At 38.4% G+C, this 22,991-nt stretch carries 19 protein-coding genes, 1 tRNA gene and 2 pseudogenes; 9 read left to right on the forward strand and 13 right to left on the reverse strand.

The features are described from left to right. The first annotated feature begins 10 nt into the window (after positions 1-10). Positions 11-1,966, forward strand: a complete 1,956-nt coding sequence (locus ACKPCE_RS07230) for a RagB/SusD family nutrient uptake outer membrane protein (RefSeq protein WP_319504664.1) — start codon at positions 11-13, stop codon at positions 1,964-1,966. A gap of 153 nt (positions 1,967-2,119) precedes the next feature. Next, positions 2,120-5,110: a DUF4982 domain-containing protein gene (locus ACKPCE_RS07235; protein ID WP_319504665.1), complete on the forward strand. Its 2,991-nt coding sequence runs from the start codon at positions 2,120-2,122 to the stop codon at positions 5,108-5,110. Between the two features lie 2 nt (positions 5,111-5,112). On the opposite strand, the gene thiD is transcribed toward ACKPCE_RS07235, so the two are convergent. After that, a complete protein-coding gene (gene thiD / locus ACKPCE_RS07240; protein WP_319504666.1) occupies positions 5,113-5,922 on the reverse strand; it encodes a bifunctional hydroxymethylpyrimidine kinase/phosphomethylpyrimidine kinase in 810 nt (269 codons plus the stop codon). A 71-nt stretch (positions 5,923-5,993) separates the two neighbouring features. On the opposite strand from thiD, the gene ACKPCE_RS07245 reads away from it, so the two are divergent. The 4 genes from ACKPCE_RS07245 (at position 5,994) to ACKPCE_RS07260 (ending at position 9,623) form a co-directional block, all read left to right on the forward strand. Next, positions 5,994-7,283, forward strand: a complete 1,290-nt coding sequence (locus ACKPCE_RS07245; protein WP_319504667.1) for a uracil-xanthine permease family protein — start codon at positions 5,994-5,996, stop codon at positions 7,281-7,283. A gap of 20 nt (positions 7,284-7,303) precedes the next feature. After that, a complete protein-coding gene (locus ACKPCE_RS07250; RefSeq protein WP_319504668.1) occupies positions 7,304-7,789 on the forward strand; it encodes a GNAT family N-acetyltransferase in 486 nt (161 codons plus the stop codon). Between the two features lie 66 nt (positions 7,790-7,855). Beyond that, positions 7,856-9,253, forward strand: a complete 1,398-nt coding sequence (locus ACKPCE_RS07255) for an MFS transporter (RefSeq protein ID WP_319504669.1) — start codon at positions 7,856-7,858, stop codon at positions 9,251-9,253. 25 nt (positions 9,254-9,278) lie between these two features. Beyond that, positions 9,279-9,623, forward strand: coding sequence for a DUF3795 domain-containing protein (locus tag ACKPCE_RS07260; RefSeq protein ID WP_276964844.1), 345 nt, complete (start codon positions 9,279-9,281; stop codon positions 9,621-9,623). A gap of 117 nt (positions 9,624-9,740) precedes the next feature. Here ACKPCE_RS07260 and ACKPCE_RS07265 read toward each other — a convergent pair whose 3' ends face one another. Together ACKPCE_RS07265 and ACKPCE_RS07270 are read right to left on the reverse strand one after the other, a co-directional pair. After that, the gene (locus ACKPCE_RS07265; RefSeq protein ID WP_319504670.1) at positions 9,741-10,274 is read right to left on the reverse strand and encodes a nitroreductase family protein; all 534 of its coding nucleotides are present in this window, start codon (positions 10,272-10,274) and stop codon (positions 9,741-9,743) included. A 124-nt stretch (positions 10,275-10,398) separates the two neighbouring features. Then, on the reverse strand, positions 10,399-11,211 hold the full coding sequence (locus ACKPCE_RS07270; RefSeq protein ID WP_319504671.1) for a DUF6597 domain-containing transcriptional factor: 813 nt from the start codon (positions 11,209-11,211) through the stop codon (positions 10,399-10,401). 265 nt (positions 11,212-11,476) lie between these two features. Between ACKPCE_RS07270 and ACKPCE_RS07275 the strand changes: the two genes are divergently transcribed. The 3 genes and pseudogenes from ACKPCE_RS07275 to ACKPCE_RS07285 form a co-directional block, all read left to right on the forward strand. After that, complete coding sequence (locus tag ACKPCE_RS07275; RefSeq protein ID WP_276964847.1) at positions 11,477-11,695, forward strand: helix-turn-helix domain-containing protein; 219 nt, start codon at positions 11,477-11,479, stop codon at positions 11,693-11,695. 2 nt (positions 11,696-11,697) lie between these two features. Then, positions 11,698-12,009 carry a HipA N-terminal domain-containing protein gene (locus tag ACKPCE_RS07280; RefSeq protein ID WP_319504672.1) on the forward strand — a complete coding sequence of 104 codons (312 nt, stop codon included), beginning with the start codon at positions 11,698-11,700 and terminating at the stop codon, positions 12,007-12,009. Then, positions 11,994-12,710 (forward strand): annotated as a pseudogene (locus tag ACKPCE_RS07285) (HipA domain-containing protein); the annotation flags it as partial. The gene ACKPCE_RS07280 and the pseudogene ACKPCE_RS07285, both read left to right, overlap by 16 nt. A gap of 118 nt (positions 12,711-12,828) precedes the next feature. Here the strand turns inward: ACKPCE_RS07285 and ACKPCE_RS07290 are convergent. The 10 genes and pseudogenes from ACKPCE_RS07290 to lpxK all read right to left on the reverse strand — a co-directional run bounded on the left by ACKPCE_RS07290 (position 12,829) and on the right by lpxK (position 22,987). After that, positions 12,829-13,500 carry a carbonic anhydrase family protein gene (locus tag ACKPCE_RS07290; RefSeq protein ID WP_319504673.1) on the reverse strand — a complete coding sequence of 224 codons (672 nt, stop codon included), beginning with the start codon at positions 13,498-13,500 and terminating at the stop codon, positions 12,829-12,831. A gap of 523 nt (positions 13,501-14,023) precedes the next feature. Beyond that, complete coding sequence (locus tag ACKPCE_RS07295) at positions 14,024-14,989, reverse strand: hypothetical protein (RefSeq protein ID WP_319504674.1); 966 nt, start codon at positions 14,987-14,989, stop codon at positions 14,024-14,026. Between the two features lie 15 nt (positions 14,990-15,004). After that, positions 15,005-16,780, reverse strand: coding sequence for an ORC-CDC6 family AAA ATPase (locus ACKPCE_RS07300; RefSeq protein ID WP_319504675.1), 1,776 nt, complete (start codon positions 16,778-16,780; stop codon positions 15,005-15,007). After that, positions 16,777-17,817, reverse strand: a complete 1,041-nt coding sequence (locus tag ACKPCE_RS07305) for an HD domain-containing protein (protein ID WP_319504676.1) — start codon at positions 17,815-17,817, stop codon at positions 16,777-16,779. Before ACKPCE_RS07305 ends, ACKPCE_RS07300 begins: the two co-directional genes overlap by 4 nt. Before the next feature lie 7 nt (positions 17,818-17,824). Beyond that, a complete protein-coding gene (locus ACKPCE_RS07310; RefSeq protein ID WP_319504677.1) occupies positions 17,825-18,892 on the reverse strand; it encodes a DNA cytosine methyltransferase in 1,068 nt (355 codons plus the stop codon). A gap of 108 nt (positions 18,893-19,000) precedes the next feature. Continuing rightward, a pseudogene (locus ACKPCE_RS07315) lies at positions 19,001-19,741 on the reverse strand (DUF5712 family protein); the annotation flags it as partial. Positions 19,742-19,879: 138 nt separating this feature from the next. Beyond that, positions 19,880-19,952: transfer RNA gene (locus ACKPCE_RS07320), tRNA-Phe, on the reverse strand. Between the two features lie 121 nt (positions 19,953-20,073). Then, entirely contained in the window at positions 20,074-21,114 is a 1,041-nt protein-coding gene (thiL, locus tag ACKPCE_RS07325; protein ID WP_319504678.1) for a thiamine-phosphate kinase, read from the reverse strand. Beyond that, on the reverse strand, positions 21,115-21,921 hold the full coding sequence (locus ACKPCE_RS07330; RefSeq protein ID WP_319504679.1) for a purine-nucleoside phosphorylase: 807 nt from the start codon (positions 21,919-21,921) through the stop codon (positions 21,115-21,117). After that, positions 21,893-22,987 carry a tetraacyldisaccharide 4'-kinase gene (lpxK, locus tag ACKPCE_RS07335; protein ID WP_319504680.1) on the reverse strand — a complete coding sequence of 365 codons (1,095 nt, stop codon included), beginning with the start codon at positions 22,985-22,987 and terminating at the stop codon, positions 21,893-21,895. Before lpxK ends, ACKPCE_RS07330 begins: the two co-directional genes overlap by 29 nt. Between the last annotated feature and the right edge of the window lie 4 nt (positions 22,988-22,991).

Consider the following 22,991-nt stretch of genomic DNA (forward strand, 5'->3'; position numbering starts at 1 on the left):
AAATATGACGATGAAAAAATATACATTGAGAGCTTTCTCTCTCTTATTAATTGTCTTATCAATGTATTCTTGTTCTTTAGATGAATACAATCCTACTGAAGTGACCGGTGATGAGACACTGGCTACATTTGATGGCTGGAAGGGGATGCAGACGTATTGTTATTCTCCTTTGTATGATCAGATGTTTTCTGCATCTGACTATCTGGCGGTTGCTGAGGCCGGAACAGATATATGGCTTACTTCAAAGAATGCAACGAATACGCAACAGCTGTTTTATTATGAGGGGCTTACTACCAGTACCAATGCTACAAACAAGCTTTTCAAACAAGCGTATTCTATTATCAATACGTGTAACGCTATCATAAATAGAGCGGGTAATGTAACAGATGGCAGTGCCGATGATGTTACGGTGTTGACTGCCGAAACTCATTGCTTGAGGGCTTTTTATTACTTGGTATTGGTTACGAACTATGGAAATGTAACATTGAGCCTTGATGAATCGACTACAAATGCGGTTTTGAATCCCAAAAGAAACTCTGTGGAAGAGATTTATGCGCAAATTGTAAGTGATTTGACTTACGCTGCCGAGCATTTGAAGACTACACCTTATGAAAACAACAGTGCACGTGTGACTAAGAAAACAGCTCTTGGACTTTTAGCGAGAGCGTATGCTCAGGGTGCGGGCGAAGGACTGAAAGAGAATGGGGTTTCTTATTGGCAGCGTGCTAAAGAAGTGGCCGAGGATATGATTGCGAACATGAATACGTATGGGGCTTACCTTTACGATGATGTAGCTGATGTATGGGCTCATGCGAATAATCGTACAAATAAGGAAGCGCTATTTGTGGCTTCGGGACCAAGAGCAGGAGAAAGTGATGCTTTTAGCTCGGGTTCGCTAAACAATAAGTTGTTTACTTACACAATGGCCGATCCCAATAAATTGAGTGAGGTGTATAAGACTGCTAGCAAGGGTAACTATTATTATGGTCGTGTGAACAATAACTTGTATGCTCCGTCTAAGTATTTAGTAGATTGTTTCTCTGAATACGATAAACGTTGGGAAAACTCTTTCGTAACTGCTTTCTCGGACTTTTCAATGTCTAAAGTGGGATGGGTTTCTTATAGCAGCAAAACATTAACGTTGACAACTGATATGTGTACCAAGTATGGTATTAATACCGCATTTGTGGGACGTAAGATTTATCCGTATGCCGACGTAAATGCTATTACGCGCACGTATGGTGGTAATCAGTATGTAGCATCTATATGGCCTAAAGGTGATCATTCTGGCAACGTTGCCAATCTTGTAACTCCCAAGAATGCTTATGTTCACCCTTATCCGCTGGATGAGGATGAGGATCGTTTTGCAATTTATCTGTCAAAAGAGTCTTTGTCTGCCGAGGAAAAAGCAAAACGTGCTTATGTTTGTATTAATATTGATGACTTGTTTGATGCAGAAGGTAAGTATCGTGAGGCTTCATTCGATGGGACTAATTCTTATCAACTGTATCCTTCTTTGTCAAAATTCAACTGGTCGTATGATGGGTTGAATTATGGAAGTAATTTGCAGATTAAAACCGGTGATATGTTTATCATGCGTATGGCTGAGGTATACTTGATTGCTGCTGAGGCTAATGTGGCACTTGGCAATGGTGAGAAAGCAGCCGAATATATTAATGTGCTTCGCAAACGTGCATGTCGCAATGCGGATGATTATGAAAATCACATGAAGCTAACGACTGTTGATGAAGAAGGCATTTTTGATGAATATGCTCGTGAGTTGTGCGGTGAGTTTAGTCGTTGGGCATTGCTGAAACGCCACAAAGCTTTTGAAGATCGCTTGGCTAAATACAACGTGCGTGCAGCAGCTAGCTTTAATGGCAGCAAAAATTATCTTCGTCCTATTTCTTATGATTTCTTGTCGCAAATTGACAATGCTGATGAATATGGAACAAACGGATACTAGTACTATCTGTTGGAAATAACTAACTGAGCGTCCCCTCATTCTACAATCAAATAGAATGGGGGGATGTTTGTTTTTCTAGGTTTATGTACAATTTTGCCTTGTATGGTATGTACTGTTTACCTAGTTTTGTGACTTAATCATAATGAATGTACCATGAAAAAACTTCTTTTACTTTTTGCGCTTATTGGTTGTGTGACGTGGAGTAATGCCAAAGGCCAACGCGTGAAGTACAATTTCAATTCAGACTGGGAAATACACGTTGGAGATATTTCTTTGCAACAGGTTATGGGCGTATCTGCCAAGAGTTGGAAACGGGTTACTTTACCACATGCTTTTAATGAAGATGAGGCGTTTAGGGTTCAGATATATGAACATACAGATACTGTTGTATGGTATAGAAAGTCTTTTCGTTTGCCCCGGAATGCCGCAGGTAACAAAATATTTCTGGAATTTGAGGGTATACGCTTCGGTGGAGAGTTTTTTGTGAATGGTAAATCGGTGGGGATACATGAGAATGGAGCCATGGCATTTGGCTTTGATATCACCGATTATATTGATTATGGTAAGGTGAACGTTATTTCTGCAAGGATTGATAACTCATGGAAATATAAGGAACGTGCCACGGGTTCGGGGTATCAGTGGAATGATAAGAATTTTAATGCCAATTACGGGGGCATTCCTAAAAATGTTTATCTGCATGTTGCTCCCAGATTGTATCAAACATTGCCTTTGTTCTCGAATTTGAAAACAACGGGTACGTACGTTTATGCTCGTGAAATGGATGTGACGAAACGAAGGGCTATGGTTTTTGCTGAATCTGAGGTCAGAAATGAGTTTCCGGTGGCAAAGGAGTTTTCTATGGAGATGTCTGTTGAAGATGCTGATGGCCGAATTGTTAAAACAATAAGCTCGGGTATCTTAAAATTAGCGGCGGGTGAAACCACTACGGTGAAGGTGGGTGCCAGGGTAGAGGATATGCACTTTTGGTCTTGGGGCTATGGTTATTTATATAATGTATACACGGTTTTAAAGGTTGATGGCAAGCCTATAGATGTGGTGAAAACGCGTACGGGCTTTCGTAAAACACGATTTGCAGATGGAAAGGTATGGTTGAATGACAGAGTGATTCAGATTAAAGGGTATGCAGAACGTACAAGTAATGAGTGGCCTGCCGTGGGACTTTCTGTGCCTGCCTGGTTAAGTGATTTTAGCAATAAGATGATGGTGGAAAGTAATGCCAATACGGTGAGATGGATGCACGTTACGCCTTGGAAGCAGGATGTGGAAAGTTGTGACCGTGTAGGCTTAATGCAACTCATGCCGGCTGGTGATGCCGAAAAGGATGTGTCCGACAGAAGGTGGGGGCAGCGTGTGGAGCTGATGCGCGATGCTATTATTTATAATAGAAATAATCCTTCGGTGGTTTTTTATGAAAGTGGTAACGAGAGCATTTCGGAAGAGCACATGGAGGAAATGAAGGCTGTGCGTGATAGGTATGATCCTTACGGAGGAAGGGCTATCGGGTCCAGGGAGATGCTTGATAGTAAAGTGGCTGAGTATGGGGGTGAAATGTTGTATATTAATAAGAGTGCTCATATACCGATGTTCGCTACGGAATATTGTCGTGATGAGGCTTTGAGGAAATATTGGGATGATTATTCTTTTCCTTTCCATCAAGATGGTGAGGGCTCAAAATATTACCGGTCAACAGTTACCAATACGAGTAAACCGCTGGCTGATGCATCGGCTTATAATCGTAATCAGGATTCATTTTTCAAAGAGTTGATAATAAGGTGGAATGATTATTACAGGGTGCGTCCGGGTACAGGCGATAGGGTGAGCTCGGGTGGATTGAAAATTCATTTTCATGATTCGAATACGCACTTTCGTGGTGCCGAAAATTATAGAAGAAGTGGGGTGACTGATGCCATGCGCATTCCAAAAGATGGCTTTTTTGCACATCAGGTGATGTGGGACGGATGGGTTGATACGGAAAAGGAAAGGACTTATATTTGTGGGCATTGGAATTATTCTGATACGATAGTGAAGCCGGTTTATGTCGTTTCTACTGCTGATAAAGTGGAATTGTTTGTTAACGGAAGGTCTCTGGGTTGGGGGACAAGAAGTAATCATTTTCTCTTTACTTTCCCTCGTGTGAAATGGGAAAAGGGAGTGGTTGAAGCGGTAGGATGTAATGAAAAAGGTGAGGTGCTGAGCAGGTCTAGTAAAGAAACGGCGGGTGAAGCTGCAATGATTCGTCTCAAAGCGATAACGGCTCCCGATGGGTTCAAGGCGGATGGTGCCGATATGGCCTTGATTGAGGTTGAGGTGACTGATAACGAAGGCAGACGGTGTCCGCTGGCTAATCAGACAATTCGCTTTGAGTTGCAGGGTGAGGCTGATTGGCTGGGAGGTATTGCCAAAGGTGAAGAGGGGAATTATGTTCTTTCGCAGGAATTGCCGGTGGAGTGCGGGGTGAACAGGGTGTTGATTCGTTCTACCAAAAAAGCCGGAAAGATTAAGCTGGTTGCATCTGCTGAGGGATTGACCGGTGCTGATGTGAATTTGCAAACTTCGGCTTTTGAAACAAAAAATGGATTGTCTGCTTATATTTCGGGGGAGCATTTGCCGGTAAATTTATCACGCGGAGAAACTCCCAAGGGTGATTCTTTCCGAATGTCTCGCCGGGCTGTAAAGATAGTCGGGGCAACTGCCGGCTGTAATGAGGGGTTGGCTCGTAATAGCTTTGACGACAATGAGTTGTCTGAATGGGGCAACGACGGAAGGAAACAAACGGCTTGGATAAAATATGAGCTGGAGGAAGATGCATTGCTTAACGAAGTGGAATTAAAACTTACGGGTTGGAGAATGCGTAGTTATCCCATTCGTATTTGGATGGATGATGAGTTGGTTTATGAGGGCGAAACACCTAAGTCTCTCGGTTATATAACTCTTCCTCTGAAACCGGTAAAGGGTCGTTTCGTCAAGATTGAGTTAACGGGCATGAATAATGAGCAGGATGCCTTTGGAGGTATTATTGAGGTTACCGGAAAGAAGGAACTGGATTTGTTTAAAGACCCCAATGCGACTGATTCAAAAGGACAGTTGCGAATTGTGGAGGTGGAGTTTTACAAATCTCTTTGATTTTATTCCCAATATTTGTAGAAATGATGTACCGGGCCGTGGCCTTGACCTATTTGATAGGGGGCTCCATTGGCTATGGCTTGGTTTATATATTCTTTGGCCCTGATTACGGATTCAGTAAGGGTGAGCCCGTGGGCTAGAAAGGAGGCGATGGCCGACGAAAGTGTGCAACCGGTTCCGTGGGTATTAATGCTGTCAATTCTTGGAGTTGGTAACTCAAGTGTTTCGTCTGTCTCGGCGTTATAAAAAACATCAACCAACTGGTCTGTACTGAGGTGTCCGCCTTTAAGGAGTACGGAGGTTTGTTGGTTGTATGATAAGGCTTTAGCAGCCGGAAACAAATCGGCTATACTATTTATTGTTTGGTTGAGCAAGATTTCTGCTTCGGGAATGTTAGGGGTAATGACGCGACTGTAAGGAATAAGCTCTTTTTTAAGTGCATATATGGCTTCTTGTTGTAACAGGTCGGTGCCGGCAGTGGCTACCATGACCGGATCGAGTACAATGTTGGTTATTAAGTAAGGTGCGAGCGCTTCTTTCACTCCGTAAATATGTTCGGCAGAGTGAAGCATTCCTATTTTAATGGCATCGGCTCCGATGTCGTCAAGCACTGATTGAATTTGTCCTTTTACAAAGGCGGTTGGAATGGGGTGTATGCCGTTTACGTGTACGGTATTCTCGTCGACAACGGCGGTGATTGCTGTCATGGCGTAACAACCGCAAGCGGATATGGTCTTTATATCGGCTTGGATTCCGGCTCCTCCGCTGGAGTCGCTGCCGGCTATACTTAATACTCTTTTATACTGTTTCATGATGCTTTCTTTGGCAAAGATAACAAATTATCGCTACTTTTACGTTCTGTAAACTTTAAATGGATGAGATTATGAGCTTTAATCCAATACCTCTAAAATATAAAAATGACGATAAACCGGGTGCATGGCCTATGTTGATGTATGGCCTGCAATGGTTTCTGATAACGATTCCTATCGTATTGATTATTAGTGCTGTAGTAGGTGAATTTCAGTTGAACACATTGGCTGAACGTACTTTTTACACGCAAAAACTGTTTGCATTGACGGGTGCGGGACTGGTTATTCAGGTTCTTTTCGGGCATCGCATGCCTGTAGTTATTGGTCCGGCTTCGGTGCTGCTTATTGGCATCATCACTACGCAGGCTTCTCAGGTTGCGGAAGTGTATACTGCCATTGTTTGTGGCGGTGTTTTGTTGTTTTTGCTATCTTTTAGTGGTTGGATAGAGTTTCTGCAACGTGTTTTTACAGTGAGAATTGTCATCGTTATTTTAGCATTGATAGCGTTTACACTGGCTCCGACTATACTTAATTTGCTGTTTTCAGATAAGGCGAATGCTTTCTTCTCATTGTATTTTTCTTTGGCAATGGTCTTTTTGATGCTCTTAGGAAGTAATTTGCTTCGCGGCATTTGGAAGTCGAGCATTGTTCTTTGGGGACTTCTCTTTGGTTCAATTTGCTATTATTTGTTAGCAGGAAATGCTGTTCCTCAGTTAAATAGTCAAGTTACTGGTACTGAATTATCTTTTTTTCTGCCTCAATTATCTTTTGATCCGGGCATATTACTCTCTTTCTTATTTTGTTTTATCGCCTTATTTATCAATGAGCTAGGGTCTGTTCAGTCTGTTGGCACGGCTATTGAGGCGCCCGGCATGGCGCATCGTACTAAACGGGGGTTGCGTTTTACGGGTTTGATGAATATATTTTCCGGTGGAGTTGGGGTCATTGGACCGGTTGACTTTTCACTTAGTCCCGGAGTAATTATGAGCACGGGATGCGCTTCTCGGTATACGCTGTTGCCTGCGGGCGCAGCATTAATATTTTGTGCTTTTTTCCCGGATGTTATTGTATTTTTGTCGTCTATTCCTAAACCGGTAATGGGAGTTATTTTGCTCTATTTAATGACGACTCAGCTTTCATCGGCCTTTCAATTGGTGGTTCAAGATGATGCGCTACCTAATTTTAACAGCTGCATGACGGTTGCATTTCCGCTTATGATTGCCTTGATAATCTCTTTTATGCCGGTAGCTGTTGCCGAATCAATGCCTCCCGTACTTAGGCCGTTGCTGGCCAACGGTTTTGTAATGGGGGTAATAGCTGTATTATTAATGGAGCATGTGATTTATAGAAATAATCGTCGTTAATTAATAGGTTATAGTTGTATATGGAAATAAGAAAGGCCACGATGGCCGATGTGCAGAGACAATTGGAATTGTTTGATATGGCTCGCTCTGTGATGCGAAATACAGGAAATATGGAACAATGGACAAACGGATATCCATCTCAGGAAGTGATTGAAGACGATATTGTTGCCGGTAATAGTTATGTTTGTATGGATGATGAGGGGGAGATGGTAGCAACCTTTTGTTTCTGGCAGGGTAAGGATGATACGTACGATTACATTGAAAATGGTAAATGGTTAAATGATAAACCTTACGGAGTGGTACATCGCTTGGCGGGAAGTGGTAAGATAAAGGGCATCGGCTCTTATTGTTTGCAATGGTGCTTTGATCGTTGCTTCAACATTAGGGTGGATACGCATCGAGATAATTGGGTGATGCAATCTGTTCTCAGGAAAAATGGTTTCACAGAGTGTGGAATTATTTATTTGAAGAATGGAGCACCCAGAGTGGCTTTTCAGAAGTTATAGCAAGATTGGACAATTTTATTGATGAATGCTTCGCTACTTTTGTGCCCGAATTGAAAAATGAATATCATGCAAACGGAAAATCTTTCAATAAAAAATGTTTCTGTAATAATGGCAGGGCTTATGCTTTGCTTGTTTCTCTCTGCTTTAGATAATGCAATTGTTGCAACGGCAATGCCTCGTATCATAGACGATCTAAAGGGGATGACTTACTATTCGCTTCCCTTTACTACTTATTTGTTATTTTCCACGGTGGCAATTCCCGTTGCCGGAAAGCTGTCGGACGTTTTCGGTCGTAAACGAATTGTTTTATGGGGTATAGTAAGCTTCCTAATCAGTTCGGCTCTATGTGCTCTTTCTGTTGATATGTTGATGCTGATAGTTGCCCGAGGATTGCAAGGCGCGTGTGGTGGAGTGATCGCATCAAGTGCTTTTATTATTACAGCGGAACTTTTTCCTGTAAAGGAAAGGGCTAAATATATTGGTATTTTAGCTTCTATGCATGGGTTGGCGAGCTTGCTGGGGCCCGTGATGGGAGGAGTTATAACGGAATATGTGTCTTGGCATTGGATATTCTTGGTTAATATACCGATTGGCATGATTGCCATCTGGTTACTAAATAAATATCTGCCTGTATTAAAACATGCCAGTCAAACGAACAAGCTGGATGTAAGAGGAATTTTGGTATTTCTTGCATCGATACTACCTTTCTTATTCTGTATTGTAGAAGGCGGACGGCTTTTACCGTGGACTTCGCCCTTATTAATATCTCTGCTTATAGTGTCTGTCTTTTTGATGATTTGTTTTATCAGGCTCGAACGAATATCTGTATCGCCTATGTTGCCCGCCGGTTTGCTTAAAAACAGTATCTTCCGTAAATCGGCTTTTATCGGAGCTATGGGCTATGTGGCTTTGTTTGGACTGATATTGTACGTACCGTATCTTCTACAGGTTATTTTAAAAAAGGATGCTGCTTTTTCCGGTGTAATGATGTTGCCTATGACTTTGTCTATGGTGGTAGGAGGGATGCTGGGAGGTGCTTTAATTTCTCGCTATCAGCATTATAGAAGATCGGGAATTGTGAATTTGTCCATTGCTATCGTTGGTTTATTATTACTATTTGTTTTTGGGCAGGGGATTTCGATGTTACAGATGACAGTAGGATTGTTGCTTACCGGTATTGGTATCGGAATGAACTTTCCACTTGTTAACATAGCGCCTCAGTCTGTTATTTCCGTTACGCAGATGGGTATTCTGGTTTCTAGTATTGAATTCTTTCAGGTAATGGGAGGTGTTACTGCTACTTCGTTGTTCGGCAAATTGCTGGGAACTTCTATGTCGTTGATCTTATTGCTTTGTATTGGGGCATTAGCTGCCGGATTGGTGGTGTCGTGTCTTCTCGACGATAAGAAAATTAAAGAAGGTTTTGCGCGCCAGCACTCGGAAGTACATACTATAAAGGAATGACTAGATTAATAAATATGATAAAATTATGACTGAAAAAGGATTTAATGTTGCGGCTTGTGGTCTTTATTGTGGAACTTGCCGACGCTTTTTGAATGGTAAATGCCCGGGATGTGCCAATAATGATAAGGCCTCTTGGTGTTCTGTACGCAACTGCTGCAAAGAGCATGGATGGATGAGTTGTGCCGAGTGCAACTTAATGCCTATAGAGCGTTGTCCTAAATTTAATGCATTTATAAGTAAGGTCTTTGGATTTGTGTTCCGCTCTGACCGTGGTGCATGCATTCGTAGAATCCGTGAAATAGGAGTTGAGAACTTTGCTAAAGAAATGACAGAATCAGGCAATTATAATCGTCCTGTTAAAAAGCATTAGCGAGAAAGCGTACTTCTCAAATTTTCAAAATTAGAATCGGAAAGTTGATAACTGCTGCCATGAATTTTAATGGCAGCAGTTATTGCTGGTTTAATAACAGAGATTTTCAACATTTCATTATCTCAATGGTTCTGAATACCCCTCTATCATTATTGTTTCATTGAGGGCTTTGCGTTCCCTTGTATGACGATTTGCATCTAAAAAACCATTTTTAGGATAACCTAAAATAAGCAAAGCCGTGGGCTCAATATAATCGGGAATGGCAAACTCTCTTCTTATAATGTGCGGGTCAAACAATCCTACCATGACACTGCCTATGCCGACTTCTCTTGCGGCTAACATCATGTGGTCGGTAATAATTCCGATATCCAAATCACCTGAACATTTATTATCAAACGGTCTTATCAAAGCGTCCCTTGTATCTCGGCAAATAATCATCACGCATTGGGTGCCAAATGTCTTATATGCTTTTTCAACTTTTCTTATGTTTTCGGACTTTTGAACTACGATAATCCGTTGAGGTTGTTTGTTGCACGCGGTGGGGGCTACACGTCCGGCTTCCAATATGTAATCCAGTTTTTCTTTTTCAATAGGTTGTTCTATAAACGACCTGATTGTACAACGATGCTTTGCTAACTCTAAAAAATTCATACTTCAATTTTATTTATTACATCAATAGAACTAACACAGTTTGGCCAATGGTTTACCATTAGTCAAATGTATCGTTGCAAATTTACGTTGGAAGAGATATAGGAATACTGTATAAAAACGACTTTTATGATTCCAAGTAGATGCGGGTATCTATTTTTGAAGGTAACATTAAGAAAGAAGAAGGGGTATTTCCCGACAGTCGTTTTACTTCTCTTGAAAGATGGGGAACGTCATAGTACCCTGCTAACACGGCGGTTGACAACAAATTATCATAGGATGTATTTCTTAGTAAATCAATAGCATTCCAGAATTTAACTATCCGACTGTATTCTTTAGGCGAGTATCCTGTATATATCTTAAACTTCCGCTCGAAATGGCGCTGGCATAAGCAAACATCTGCCATCAATGAGCGCATGGAGAGCATTCCTTTGTCTAGATTTATCTTATCTACTGCAAAAAGAATTTTTCTATCTATTTTGGAATCGTGTTTGCTTAGATATCTAATTAAGAATTCGTCAATTACTCCAATCAAGTCTTCGGTATCATGCTGATTGCATAACCTTTCGATAAAGGATTCATCAAAAACATTTGTTAAATCGCTGGCTTTACATTTATGATTGACAAGTTCGTCCAAAGGTAACCCCATAAGATGATATAAACCGCAAGGCAAAAAACGAATACCAAACACATGTACATTGTCTGCAAATGCAACCAATTCGGTATGTGTATTCATCGGCCCAACAAAATAGGAACGGTACGGCTGCATTTCCAAATTATTGTTTACGTCATTAACCGCTTTTCCGAGAGTGAAAACAAAATCAGTACATCCATACGGCGGTATACTGATTCTTGTTCCGTATTTCGGTTGTCCTTTATATTCCCAATACTTGTCAATATAAGGGGATAATATGTTGCATGGCGAATATTCCTTGTACATGTTACTAAAACGAAATGGACTACAAAGATACGGATTTCAAAATATTTTATAGTCTTACAAAAGAGTTATTTGAAACGATATAAACCAAAGAACTTCGCTCTGTTCTAAAGCGTTCCCATCAATATTTTGACTTTCCCAGTTAAAAATTTCCTTGCTATTTCCTATACCCTTTCGGGTGTTACCTCAGAGCATTTATAAAAAAGACACCCGAAAAGGTGTTGTTTTAAAAGCAATTGTTATATTTGTACCCGAAAAGGTATTGAATATGGAAAATCTACCATTAAACGAATATGTGAAGGCTAAGCGCAAAGCGCTTGGATTTTCGCGTGAAGAGTTTGCACAGAAAGCAGGCGTAGGACTGCGCTTCCTGCGTGAACTGGAACAGGGTAAGGAAACCCTGAAAATGGACAAGGTAAATCAAGTATTAAAATTGTTCGGAGTGCAATTGGGTGTCGTTCCAATGGACAGAAATAATCTGATATAGCAATGAAACAGGCTAAAATCTTTATGTACAACCATCCGGCGGGTACACTCACCGAAGATGAAAACGGTTACACTTTTGTGTACGACCCTGCTTATTTGGCGAATAAAAATGCCGAACCGGTAAGCCTCACATTACCTTTGACCGATAAACCATTTGTCAGCAATGTACTGCATCCTTTCTTCGACGGGCTTATTCCCGAAGGCTGGTTGTTGGATATTGCCGAAAAGAACTGGAAAATCAACAATCGCGACCGTATGTCTTTGCTGCTTGCCTGCTGCAAAGATTGTATAGGGGCGAGAAACGCTTTACGATAGTTGGTTTATGGGGTGAATATATCCTCAAACCACAAACGGAACAATATCCGTCGCTTCCTGAAAACGAAGATTTAACCATGCATCTGGCATCACTTGCCCGTATAAAAACAGTTCCCCATTCCCTGATACGATTTCAAGATGGTTCATTGGCGTACATTACCAAACGAATAGACCGTGACAAGAAAGGCGTTAAAATCCCGATGGAAGATATGTGCCAACTGACAGAGAAACTTACCGAACAAAAATACAAAGTCTCTCATGAGCAAATTGCTAAAAAGATAGTGGAGTTCTCGGCTTATCCGGTGTTGGATTTAATCAACTATTTCGAGGTGCTTTTGTTCTGCTACCTGATCGGAAATGCAGACATGCACCTGAAAAACTTTTCGCTTTACAAAAAGGTCGGTGAATGCGTTTTGGCTCCGGCTTATGACCTTCTATCTACCAAGCTGGTTATTCCACAAGACAGCGAAGAACTGGCATTGACATTGAACGGCAAAAAACGTAAACTGAAAAAAGTCGATTTTGATAGCCTTTTAAAAACGATGAAAGTCGATGATAAGGCAATCGAAAATGTGTATGACAAATTCAGGAAGGTAATACCGGAATGGCTTTTATTTATAGACTCTTCATTCTTACCGGATGAAATGAAAGAACAATATAAGACAGTGATACAAGAGAAATGCAAAAATATTATCCTATAAATTATTCCACGAATAGAATATAGCAGAAATTATACCTAAAATAGCACCTTTGTTTGAAGACTTGAAAAGGCTCAAATTGGGACAGCTTTGACAGAATCAGGCAACTATAATCGTCCTGTTAAAAAGCATTAGCGAGGAAGCGTACTTCTCCGGTTTTCATGTTGTAAATACCTCCTACGATCATGATTTCTCCTTGCTCTTCCATTTCTTTCAGGATGGGACTGCCTTGCCGTATCTGTGTTAGGGACTGAATAACATTGAATTTACAAACCAAATCTTCAAAATTAGAATCGGAAAGTTGATAACTGCTGCCATGAATTTTAATGGCATCAGTTATTGCTGGTTTAATTTTGGTGAGTAAGGAAGTGATGTTACCTAATTTAATATCTTTTATGGCAGATTGGATGGCTCCGCAATATTCATGACCAAGCACCAAAATGAGTTTGGCTCCGGATATTTTGCATGCATACTCTAAACTGCCTAGTATGTCGTCGTTGACGATATTTCCCGCAACTCTGGCAACAAACAAATCGCCTAAACCTCGATGGAAAATATCTTCAACCGGAACTCTTGAGTCCAGACAGGATAAAACGACAGCTAACGGGTATTGGCCGATTGCTGCATCCCGAACTCTTTGAGTATTGTTTCTTATCGTAAGATTATCTTCGGTGAAATCTTTGTTCCCGCTTTTTAATAATTCAAGTATATCTTGTGGCGACAATTTAGCCCGTTGTTCTTCTGTCAGTACGGAGCTTCCCAGTGTATTTGGATGATGGCTTTCTGATTGCATATATCGTTCCTTTTTGAGTGATAAAACAACCGACCGGGAAAAAATGTTTGGAGGAAGAATATACAAAAAAAACAGTTACTTGTTGTAACTGCTTGATTTGTAAGGTGGTGCCACCAGCAAGAGAACTATTATTTTCTCTTTGTTGATTATCACCGTTTTATAGTTTCTTCTATTTGGAAATCCACATGATTTAGCACACGATTTATTTTCATCGTTCTGCTCGCTATTGGAACGATTCTATTTTCAAATATCTCATTGTTTATATATCGCTTGGGATTCTCCTTGCAGAGTTGCCACGCTGATATTTAGAACTTTATATTTCTAGTTTCAAGCATATCCCATGAATTATCCCACTAATTTTCTACGTGCTTTTGCGGTAGTTTGTTCATGGAGAATACTAGAGGTAAAGATAATGACTTTCTACAAATTGTCGAAATTATAGAAATCTTGTTATTCATGCTTTCCCAAAGTATTCAGATTCTCTCCTTTTTATTTTTCTGGATTTATGTTTATCACATTAATACTAATAATAGTTATTCAGTTTTAATAAATATACATAATCACAAGGAGAATAGGCAATTTCTATATTATATTGATTCGTTGATGCATAACATATTTGAATATCTGAATGTTTTAATGCAGTTATAGCACAAGATATCGTTGATATCTTATTACTCATAGGACTAATCACGATATTGTATTTTTCGTTATTCTCAATTATAATATCTTCCAGACTCTTTTTTGTTGTTTCAATATCAATACAGGAAAACGAGAAAGGTATACAGTGAGGGTTTATCATTTTAAGTTTTTGAAAATGACAGTCATTGATTTGAGCCAATTCACTATTGATAGAAGTGCTATCAGAAGCTTGTCCGATATAAAGTTTTGAGGGCTCAAAAACTTCAATAAGTGTTTCAGCTCTTTCATATTCAAATCCGACAAGAACTATTAGTAGTAATTCTTTCATTGCCGAAAAATCACCTGAATAACCCAATACAGTTCTAATATCTCTAACGCCTTTAGAAAGCCATATGTCTTCAGGCTTTATATTTTGCTCATAATATGCTGATGAAGGCGTGTACGAGAAGTAAGATTGAATATTTTGGAATTTGTCAGATAATATTTGAGATAGAATCAATAAATTCTCACGCGTCAATGTGGTAGTGTCAACGATTATTGTTGAATCCGAAGGAATAGAAGACAAAAGAGAATAAAACATATCATATACTGCAATAGGATTATGCTTTTTCAAGGTTAGTGTTTCCACTTTCTTTTGAGAGATAGCTTTCATTTTTTCCAAATTATTTTCGGAAACAATATAATTATTCTCAAAATGACAAATTCTTATTCTTTCTATCAAGTCTAAATCAAGTGTATTTATCAAGATAAGAGACCTTTCATCAAAACTTGAGCTGCAAATGAATAAATCAATTTTAGAAGTTAAAACTGATTTTAGTTCATTAAGTCGTACTTTTCTTAATTTGTCCATGATAATTTAATTTAACTATTCATCTATCTCAAAATCTAATTCTTTCTGAATCACTTTCTCACCATCTATCAATTTCTTGGAAAAGATATTGAGAAATTTCCTTGTGCTATAAAGAGCCACTTTAAGATCATCACTTGACATAAATTGATATCCAGCAAAGCTTGTTGGATCCAATTTAAAATGTGGTGCTAAGAGTCGGCTTAATACATATAATTTGTTGCGTCCTCCTCCAAGTTTATTCCCAATAGTACTTTCGTGTAGATAACCTAATTGGATACCCATATCGAGGATTTCTTTTAACTCATAATCGGGTCTCGTTGTTAATGCAACCGAAAAGACTCTTCTTTCAGAACAATTTGATACTAATATTTTATGATATAATTCTCCTAAAGAGGTAATTAAATTATATAATTTGTCCGCTTTCTTTAGTTTTTTTTCATCTTCAAGGCAATCCTTGAAAATCTTAGAGAATTCATCTTCTAAGAATGAAGTTGAATACTTCTTTATAATTTCGTTCTGTATAGAATCTGATATAAATCCTTCAAATATACTATTGTTTCTTGATAATGATTCAGCATACATATCTTGTGCTGGAGCTAAAAAGTTTCTTATTATGCCTGAAGAAATTGCTACTAATTGGTTGAATCCAGCGTAGCTATATGTGCTACCTGATTTCGTTTCTTGTAACTTCTTTATATATTCTGGGCGAGAATATCTTCGCGCCGCATCACCTCCCGCATATTCTTTCTTATCATCAATATTTTTCTCCAATATCTCATCATATAGTATTTTAATCTTTTCTTCCTGTACTTTATCATTTGGGAAAAAGTCTTCTGCTGAAGTTTCCTTATTGAGATAAACATTTATTCTCCTCTCTACAATTGCTTTAACTCTCTTATAATAATCTCTATTTGAAGAAGTATAAATAGTAGCAATATTCACTTCTGAGTAATCATGTGGAGAATCAATCCTTTTTCCTGTTGTTGTTAGATAATTTTTATAGTCTAATTGAGTCGAAATCTTGATGCAAATATCTTTAGTAGACCTGTATGAAACCCATGTGTTCAAAACCTTCGTTTGAGATTCATTTAAATATCCAGCATCATCTATTAAAAAGAAAAATGGCTTTTCTTGAGGAAAGCAAGGTATTCTCTTTAACGAAGAAATTATAGGGCTAAAAAAGTCTATAAAATCCATTAGTGGTCCTGAATATGGAAGTAACTCTCCTGATAAGCCTACTTTTTTACAATATTGCGTGCACTCTCTATTTAGTTTATCCATGAATACTGCAATATCTTTCATTATGCAGAAGCCATTCTTGTTTTCACTGGGAAGTGTTTCGATACCTAACAGCTCAATGTTCCATAAAAAATCTTTTTTGAAAAAAGAAAGAATTTCATTAGTATATTTATTTAATTCTTCATTGTATGTCTCGTATATAAATTTGAAGGTTTTAGATAAGACATACGTAACGAGTAAATGTTCATTGATAAAGCTACTGGCATGGTTTTCAAATCTTTCTAGCTCCGAAATATTAATGTTTGTAAGCTTTATGGGAACGTATATAGAGAAAAAATCAAGCTCATTAAAATTTTTACCTGTTACAATTTTTTGGCAATCGGGCAAGAGATACCTAAACATCATGCTTTTTCCAGAGCCTCTAGGTCCGTTTAAAAAAGTATGACCAAGTTCTGGAACCTGATGAAAATCGGAAAAAACATCAACGAAAAGTTTTACAATTTCTTCTGCGGTGTTTTGTTCTGGAGTTTTTATTTCAAATGGATTTTTCATACTTTTGCCACATTAGGAGTTGCTAACTTCTTATTTAAATATTCACCAGTCATTTGACACCCTTCATCTATCAAATCTTTCTCGCAAAAAGAAAAAATATTAAATTCTTTTGGGAATATAGGGTAATCTTGCTCTTCTATTCTATAAGAAACTTTTTTAAAAAAGTCTTCACCGTCTTTGTCGCAAAAATTGATTTCAACAGAAACCATATTTATTCTTGCAGATTCTGGCAAAAAACGATTACAATACAAACACTCTGTAAATGTTTTTAATGTACGCTCATAGATTTCATCAATTAAAAATGTATCTATTCCATTTTTATTTATTGGATTAGATATGTGTTTTGATTCAAGATAGAATATCATTTTAATTTCTTTACTTTTCGTTAAAGCTTTGCAAGAATCCAAACATGCGGAAAATTCATGAAATATTTGGCTCTCTTCTTTAATCAGTTTTTTTTCTCTTAAAAAGACAGAAGTTCTAGTAAAATCATCTGCAAGTTCATCGGCTAGCCTTAATATAGAAGCAATTAGTTTTATTCTTACATTAGTTGAAAATATATAAACAATGTCTTCACCATGAAGGTTCCCAATCGGATTGTTTTTTCCTGAATGGGCGCAAGCTATTGCTGATATATACTTTCTTTCAGGTGTACTAATTAAAGCATTATCAAACTTGGAGATTATTTTTCTTGCATTTTTCTCATGTTCTTTTCTTCCATTAATAACATGACCTGCGTCATGAATTTGAATTGATAGAAGCAAAAAAAATGTTTCATATGGTGAGAGCTCAACTGAGTTATCTCTTAAAAGATCAGTAGCTCTATCTATAACTTTGGCTATATGTCTTTCTCCATGGTCATTTAACAATGAATCCGGAAGATACTCTTTTACAATTGCTTTTATTTCTGGATGTATATATAGTCTGATATAATCTCTTATTGTGCGATATTTAGCTACATAATCATGACCGTCAGGAAAATCACTTTCCTTTCTTTGTAGAAACCATGCTTCAATATTATTATTATCTAAATTCATAGTAGTTCTATTTGTAACTCAAAATTTTACAAAATATTGATTCTGCCAAAAGAGGGGGCACTGCATTCCCTATTTGTTGTTGAATATAATGTATTGTTCCTTCAAAAATAAAATCATCTGGAAAACTTTGCAATCTTGCTGCCTCTCTCACTGACAAGCCTCTATCTTGTAATGGATGTATCAGCATATTTTTTCTATAATTAGAAATAACAACAGATGGTTCATGTTCTTTTAATCGCCTATATATGCCACTATGGCAATTATTTTTATCTTTATAATTACTCATTAATTCTTCTGGAATTGCTTTCCAATTTTGACCTGGCTTAATATATTTATATCGTTCTATTATATAATCAGCATTCCTTGAAACAAAATTCTGAGTAGCATCCTTTGATCTCTTACGCATGATTGATGCATATTCACTTAATTCAGTATTTTCCCGATAGGGTAGTGATTGATGGTGCGCCCCGTTTTCTAATATTGGTAAATCATTAATGGCTTCACCAACAGTAACATGTTTGTCTATCGGATTAGGAAATTCAAAATTTATTCCGAGACGATTCCCTACGATGAAGAACCGATTTCGATGCTGTGGAACTCCATAATCAGAAGCATATAAGATGGCTTCAGAAGTTGTATATCCAATTCTTTTAAACTGATTCAATATGTAGCGCAAAGTTTTTCCTTTCTCAAAATTGACTAACCCTTCTACATTCTCAAAAAGAAACCATTCAGGATTAAGATCGTAAACAAAGCGAAGAAACTCTTTAAATAAACCATTATTTTCATTTTCAAGATTGCGAGTTTTTCTATTAGAAACAGAAAAACCTTGGCATGGTGGACCTCCAAAGAGTATAAAGAAATTCTCATGAGAAAAATCAGCCGTATTTATAGTTGAAATATCTTGTTTTATAATTTGGGTGTAAGGATGGTTTCTGGCATATGTTTTAGCAGAGTTCTGATCAAGCTCAACCGCATAACGCACCGTTATACCAGCCCATTCAGCTCCTAAACTGAGCCCTCCTGCGCCAGAAAATATATCAATGCCTATCTTACTAGTTTTATTATTTTTCATAAGAAATCGAAAATTAGCCACAAAGATATAAAATATCCCGTTGTGTTTCTACTTTTTGTTGATTATATGACTGTTAGTGTTATAAAACAGCTATATGTAACAGAAATATTACATCCAGTACCTTTTCTTTTTTCTTCTTAGGCTTTGATGTTTTTTCTTCTTGTGGTCGGATGGAAGTTTTATTTCTATTGAAGTAAGAGAAATAAATGAACTAGATGATTGACTGTTTCCTTGATTAAAAAAGAACTTGCTTTCTTGCTTAATACTTGTGTTGAGTACTTGACTATTTGCTTCCTTGTTCTCAAGATTGGTAGAAAACAAGTTTTCTTGATTGATTTCTGTCTTTCTTTCACTGGATTGAAATACTTCCTCTTGCGACTTAGGCTTTTCAGGAATAAAACCATTCTTCATCGTGTTATGGTAATTAAATGATTCTGTTTGCCGACGATTGTTATTAAGCAGTTTATCAAATCCTTGTTCGGTTCGCTAGAACAGATTCACACGTTCAAACCCACCTCTGATTACTCCGCTCTTGGTATTCTTATGATTGGTAAGCGGTGATAACTTCTTTTTATTATTTTGCTCTTTCCGGCTGACAATCAAATGACAGTGCATATTTAGTTCGTTATCGGAACGGTCACGGTCAAAATGAATCTTACCGTAAAATTCTATATCCGAAGCGGATAGTCCTTTATTAAAATTATTGGCATATTCAGGAATGAATACTTCTCGGATATAGTGTTTCATTGCTTCGGCTTGTTCTTATTCTGTGCTTCCCATTATCCTAAGTTTGTTTTCCGATGGACTGACATGGATAGCGAAGAACTTAACGTCTGTTTTCGATAGCTTCTCCGTCCATTTATCGAAGTTTTCATTGTCTATATACATTTTGCTTCATTTTGCTCGAAATATGCGGATTAGGGGAAAAAGAAAATCCCTGAAACGTTTAGTTTTCAGGGATTTACCAAATTTGCAGTCTTTTAAAGGTGGTGCCACCAGGAATCGAACCGGGGACACAAGGATTTTCAGTCCTTTGCTCTACCAACTGAGCTATGGCACCTTGCGTGATTGCGCTGCAAAGGTAACCAAACTTTTGATATTTACAAGGCTTGCGGAGATAAAAAAACGTTGATATTGAGCTATAATCCTCATTATCAACGTTTAATGAATTGAAAATAATCTTATTTTTTTTCTTCCTGAAGTGGATTCCAGCCTTGTGCTTTCAGTTCGAATTCTTGTCCGTCTCTGCTGATTAACGCACAGCCCATTTCTGGTTTAGTTATGTGGCCAATAAGCTTGATGCCTTCCATCTCAGATATTTTTTCGTGATCTGCAATAGGTACGGTGAAGAGGAGTTCGTAATCTTCTCCACCGTTTAATGCACAGGTGGTAAGATTCATGTTGAACTCTTCTGCCATTACGGCAGTTTGGTAGTCAATGGGAATATGCTCTTCGTAAATGCGACAACCAACATGACTCTGTGTGCAAATGTGCAGCAGTTCGGATGAAAGCCCGTCTGATATATCCATCATCGCTGTTGGTTTGATTGAGGCTTCCGCTAGTTTTTTTATAATATCAGCACGAGCTTCTGGCTTAAGCTGGCGTTCCAACAAGTATTCTTTTCCCGAGAAATCCGGTTGAACCTCTTTTTCTCCTTTAAAGACGGACTTTTCTCTTTCAAGTAATTGAAGCCCCATGTAAGCAGCCCCTAAGTCGCCACTTACACAGATAAGGTCTGTTTCCTTGGCGCCGTTACGATAGATAATGCTGTCTTTGTCGGCCTCACCAATGCACGTAATGCTAATAGCTAATCCTGTAAGCGATGAAGTAGTATCGCCTCCAACAATATCAACGTGGTATTGCTCGCACGCCAAGCGTAAACCTGTATAAAATTCCTCAATATCTTCAATACTAAAACGCTTAGATATAGCCAATGAAACGGTTATTTGTTTAGGTGATCCGTTCATGGCATATATATCCGAGAAATTGACCACTGCGGCTTTGTATCCTAAGTGTTTAAGGGGAACATAAACAAGATCAAAATGAACTCCTTCCATGAGAAGGTCGGTAGTAACTAACACTTGCTTCTCTGAAGGATAAGTAAGTACTGCCGCATCGTCTCCTACGCCGTATTTGCTCGATTCATTGATTAATTTTATATCTTCTGTTAGCCGGCGGATCAATCCAAATTCTCCAATAGTTGCTATTTCTGTTCTGCTCATTTATGCACGATTTATTAGTTCTCGCATGATAGTCGTCATTTTGGGTTGGGCTGCATCTGCAGCTATTTGGACTTCTTCATGTGAAACTTCAACGATTTTACCTTCGACTCCTAGATCGGTGATGACTGATATTCCGAAAACTTTTATTTTGCAATGGTTGGCAACGATAACTTCGGGCACGGTTGACATGCCTACTGCATCTGCGCCAAATATGCGGAATAGTTTGTATTCAGCCGGAGTTTCGAATGTAGGTCCTTGTGTTCCTACGTAAACTCCCTGCTGGACCTTTATCCCTTTTTCTTTTGCTATTAGGAGCGCTTTTTGGATCAATTCCTTGGAATAGGCCTCACTCATGTCGGGGAAACGATCGCCGTATAAGTTCTTTCCGCGTAATGGGTGTTCAGGGAAGTAGTTGATGTGATCAGTGATTATCATTAAATCTCCAATTTCAAAGGCTGGATTGGTACCTCCACTTGCATTTGACACGAAAAGGGTTTTGATTCCCAATTCTTTCATAACGCGCACCGGAAAGGTAACTTCCTGCATGGAATAACCTTCATAATAATGAAAGCGCCCTTGCATGGCCATGATATCTTTGTTCCCTAATTTACCAAATATTAATTTACCGCTGTGTCCTTCAACAGTTGATACCGGGAAATTTGGAATCTCTTCGTATTTGATTTCGTATTTTTCTGTAATTTCGTTAGCCAAGCTACCTAGGCCTGTACCCAGAATGATTGCCGTTTCTGGTTGGGTGTGCATTCTTTCTTTAAGAAAGTCAGCTGTTTTTTTTATTTTCTCTAACATAGCCGATAATGTTTTGATTAAACTTTTTTTCTTGGTTCTGTAATATCTTCACTTCGATAGGAAGTGCGTAAAGATACGACTTTAATTCGTTTTTCAATGCAGGGTAATGAAGAAGTCTGGCTGCATCTTTTTCGGTTGTTACAATTATTTTCTTTTCTGCTTTAATCTGGTTGAATCGCTCGTGAAGTAACTCCATGTCTTTTGCACTGAAATCATGATGATCATCAAATGCAAGGTAATCAACATGCGAAGTATAGTTGTGCAACTCATTGACTAAAGTGAGAGGAGATGCAATTCCTGTAAGTAAAAGAATCTGTTCGTCTGCTTGGATGGAGGATAATGCTCTTTCAGTTTGCTCTAAATTCTTAAATACAGGCGTGAGCTTTCCGTATTGAAAAGTAGAGAAGTATAATTTTTGAAAAGGAAAGAGGTCAAGCTGTTTACTTATAATCTTAAAATCAATAGGCTTTATATCTGCGGGGCATTTGGTCACAATTACAATTTGTGCTCTGTTTTTGCCTTTCCTAGATTCGCGCAAGCGACCGGCAGGAAGAAGTTTGTCTTCACAAAACAAGCGATTATAATCTGTGAGAAGAATGTTTATTCCGGCCTTTACGTAACGGTGTTGAAAGGCGTCATCCAACAAAATGACGTCTACTTCCGGGTCTTTCAGTTTGAGCAATTGTTCAATGCCGTGGCAACGATTTTCATCAACGGCCACACGTATGTCCGAAAATTTGTTTTTTATTTGAAAAGGTTCGTCGCCTATTACACGTGCTTGGCTGTCTTCATTGGCTAAAAAGTAGCCCCGACTGTGCCTTTTATAACCTCTGCTGAGTACGGCTACTTTGTATTGATTGCGAAGCAAATTGACTAAATATTCTGTGTGTGGTGTTTTGCCTGTGCCTCCCACAGATATATTACCTATACAAATGGTTGGAATATTAAAACTCTTTGACTGGAGTATGCCCCAGTCAAAGAGTTTGTTTCTAAAGTAAGTTGCAGCCCCGTATATATGTGAGAGGGGTAATAACCATTTGTTGATTTTGATTTGCTTTTCCTCCATTTAA

This window comes from Bacteroides graminisolvens (assembly GCF_963666085.1).
Lineage (GTDB): Bacteria > Bacteroidota > Bacteroidia > Bacteroidales > Bacteroidaceae > Bacteroides > Bacteroides graminisolvens.

Bases quoted from the DNA above. Each gene is read 5' to 3' on its own strand.
- ACKPCE_RS07295 (WP_319504674.1), bottom strand. From the start codon at position 14,989: ATGGACAAATTAAGAAAAGTACGACTTAATGAACTAAAATCAGTTTTA.
- ACKPCE_RS07255 (WP_319504669.1), top strand. From the start codon at position 7,856: ATGCAAACGGAAAATCTTTCAATAAAAAATGTTTCTGTAATAATGGCA.
- ACKPCE_RS07235 (WP_319504665.1), top strand. From the start codon at position 2,120: ATGAAAAAACTTCTTTTACTTTTTGCGCTTATTGGTTGTGTGACGTGG.
- ACKPCE_RS07280 (WP_319504672.1), top strand. From the start codon at position 11,698: ATGAAACAGGCTAAAATCTTTATGTACAACCATCCGGCGGGTACACTC.
- ACKPCE_RS07275 (WP_276964847.1), top strand. From the start codon at position 11,477: ATGGAAAATCTACCATTAAACGAATATGTGAAGGCTAAGCGCAAAGCG.
- thiD (WP_319504666.1), bottom strand. From the start codon at position 5,922: ATGAAACAGTATAAAAGAGTATTAAGTATAGCCGGCAGCGACTCCAGC.
- ACKPCE_RS07330 (WP_319504679.1), bottom strand. From the start codon at position 21,921: ATGTTAGAGAAAATAAAAAAAACAGCTGACTTTCTTAAAGAAAGAATG.
- ACKPCE_RS07230 (WP_319504664.1), top strand. From the start codon at position 11: ATGAAAAAATATACATTGAGAGCTTTCTCTCTCTTATTAATTGTCTTA.
- lpxK (WP_319504680.1), bottom strand. From the start codon at position 22,987: ATGGAGGAAAAGCAAATCAAAATCAACAAATGGTTATTACCCCTCTCA.
- ACKPCE_RS07305 (WP_319504676.1), bottom strand. From the start codon at position 17,817: ATGAATTTAGATAATAATAATATTGAAGCATGGTTTCTACAAAGAAAG.
- ACKPCE_RS07300 (WP_319504675.1), bottom strand. From the start codon at position 16,780: ATGAAAAATCCATTTGAAATAAAAACTCCAGAACAAAACACCGCAGAA.
- ACKPCE_RS07265 (WP_319504670.1), bottom strand. From the start codon at position 10,274: ATGAATTTTTTAGAGTTAGCAAAGCATCGTTGTACAATCAGGTCGTTT.
- ACKPCE_RS07245 (WP_319504667.1), top strand. From the start codon at position 5,994: ATGAGCTTTAATCCAATACCTCTAAAATATAAAAATGACGATAAACCG.
- ACKPCE_RS07260 (WP_276964844.1), top strand. From the start codon at position 9,279: ATGACTGAAAAAGGATTTAATGTTGCGGCTTGTGGTCTTTATTGTGGA.
- ACKPCE_RS07290 (WP_319504673.1), bottom strand. From the start codon at position 13,500: ATGCAATCAGAAAGCCATCATCCAAATACACTGGGAAGCTCCGTACTG.
- ACKPCE_RS07310 (WP_319504677.1), bottom strand. From the start codon at position 18,892: ATGAAAAATAATAAAACTAGTAAGATAGGCATTGATATATTTTCTGGC.
- ACKPCE_RS07250 (WP_319504668.1), top strand. From the start codon at position 7,304: ATGGAAATAAGAAAGGCCACGATGGCCGATGTGCAGAGACAATTGGAA.
- ACKPCE_RS07270 (WP_319504671.1), bottom strand. From the start codon at position 11,211: ATGTACAAGGAATATTCGCCATGCAACATATTATCCCCTTATATTGAC.
- thiL (WP_319504678.1), bottom strand. From the start codon at position 21,114: ATGAGCAGAACAGAAATAGCAACTATTGGAGAATTTGGATTGATCCGC.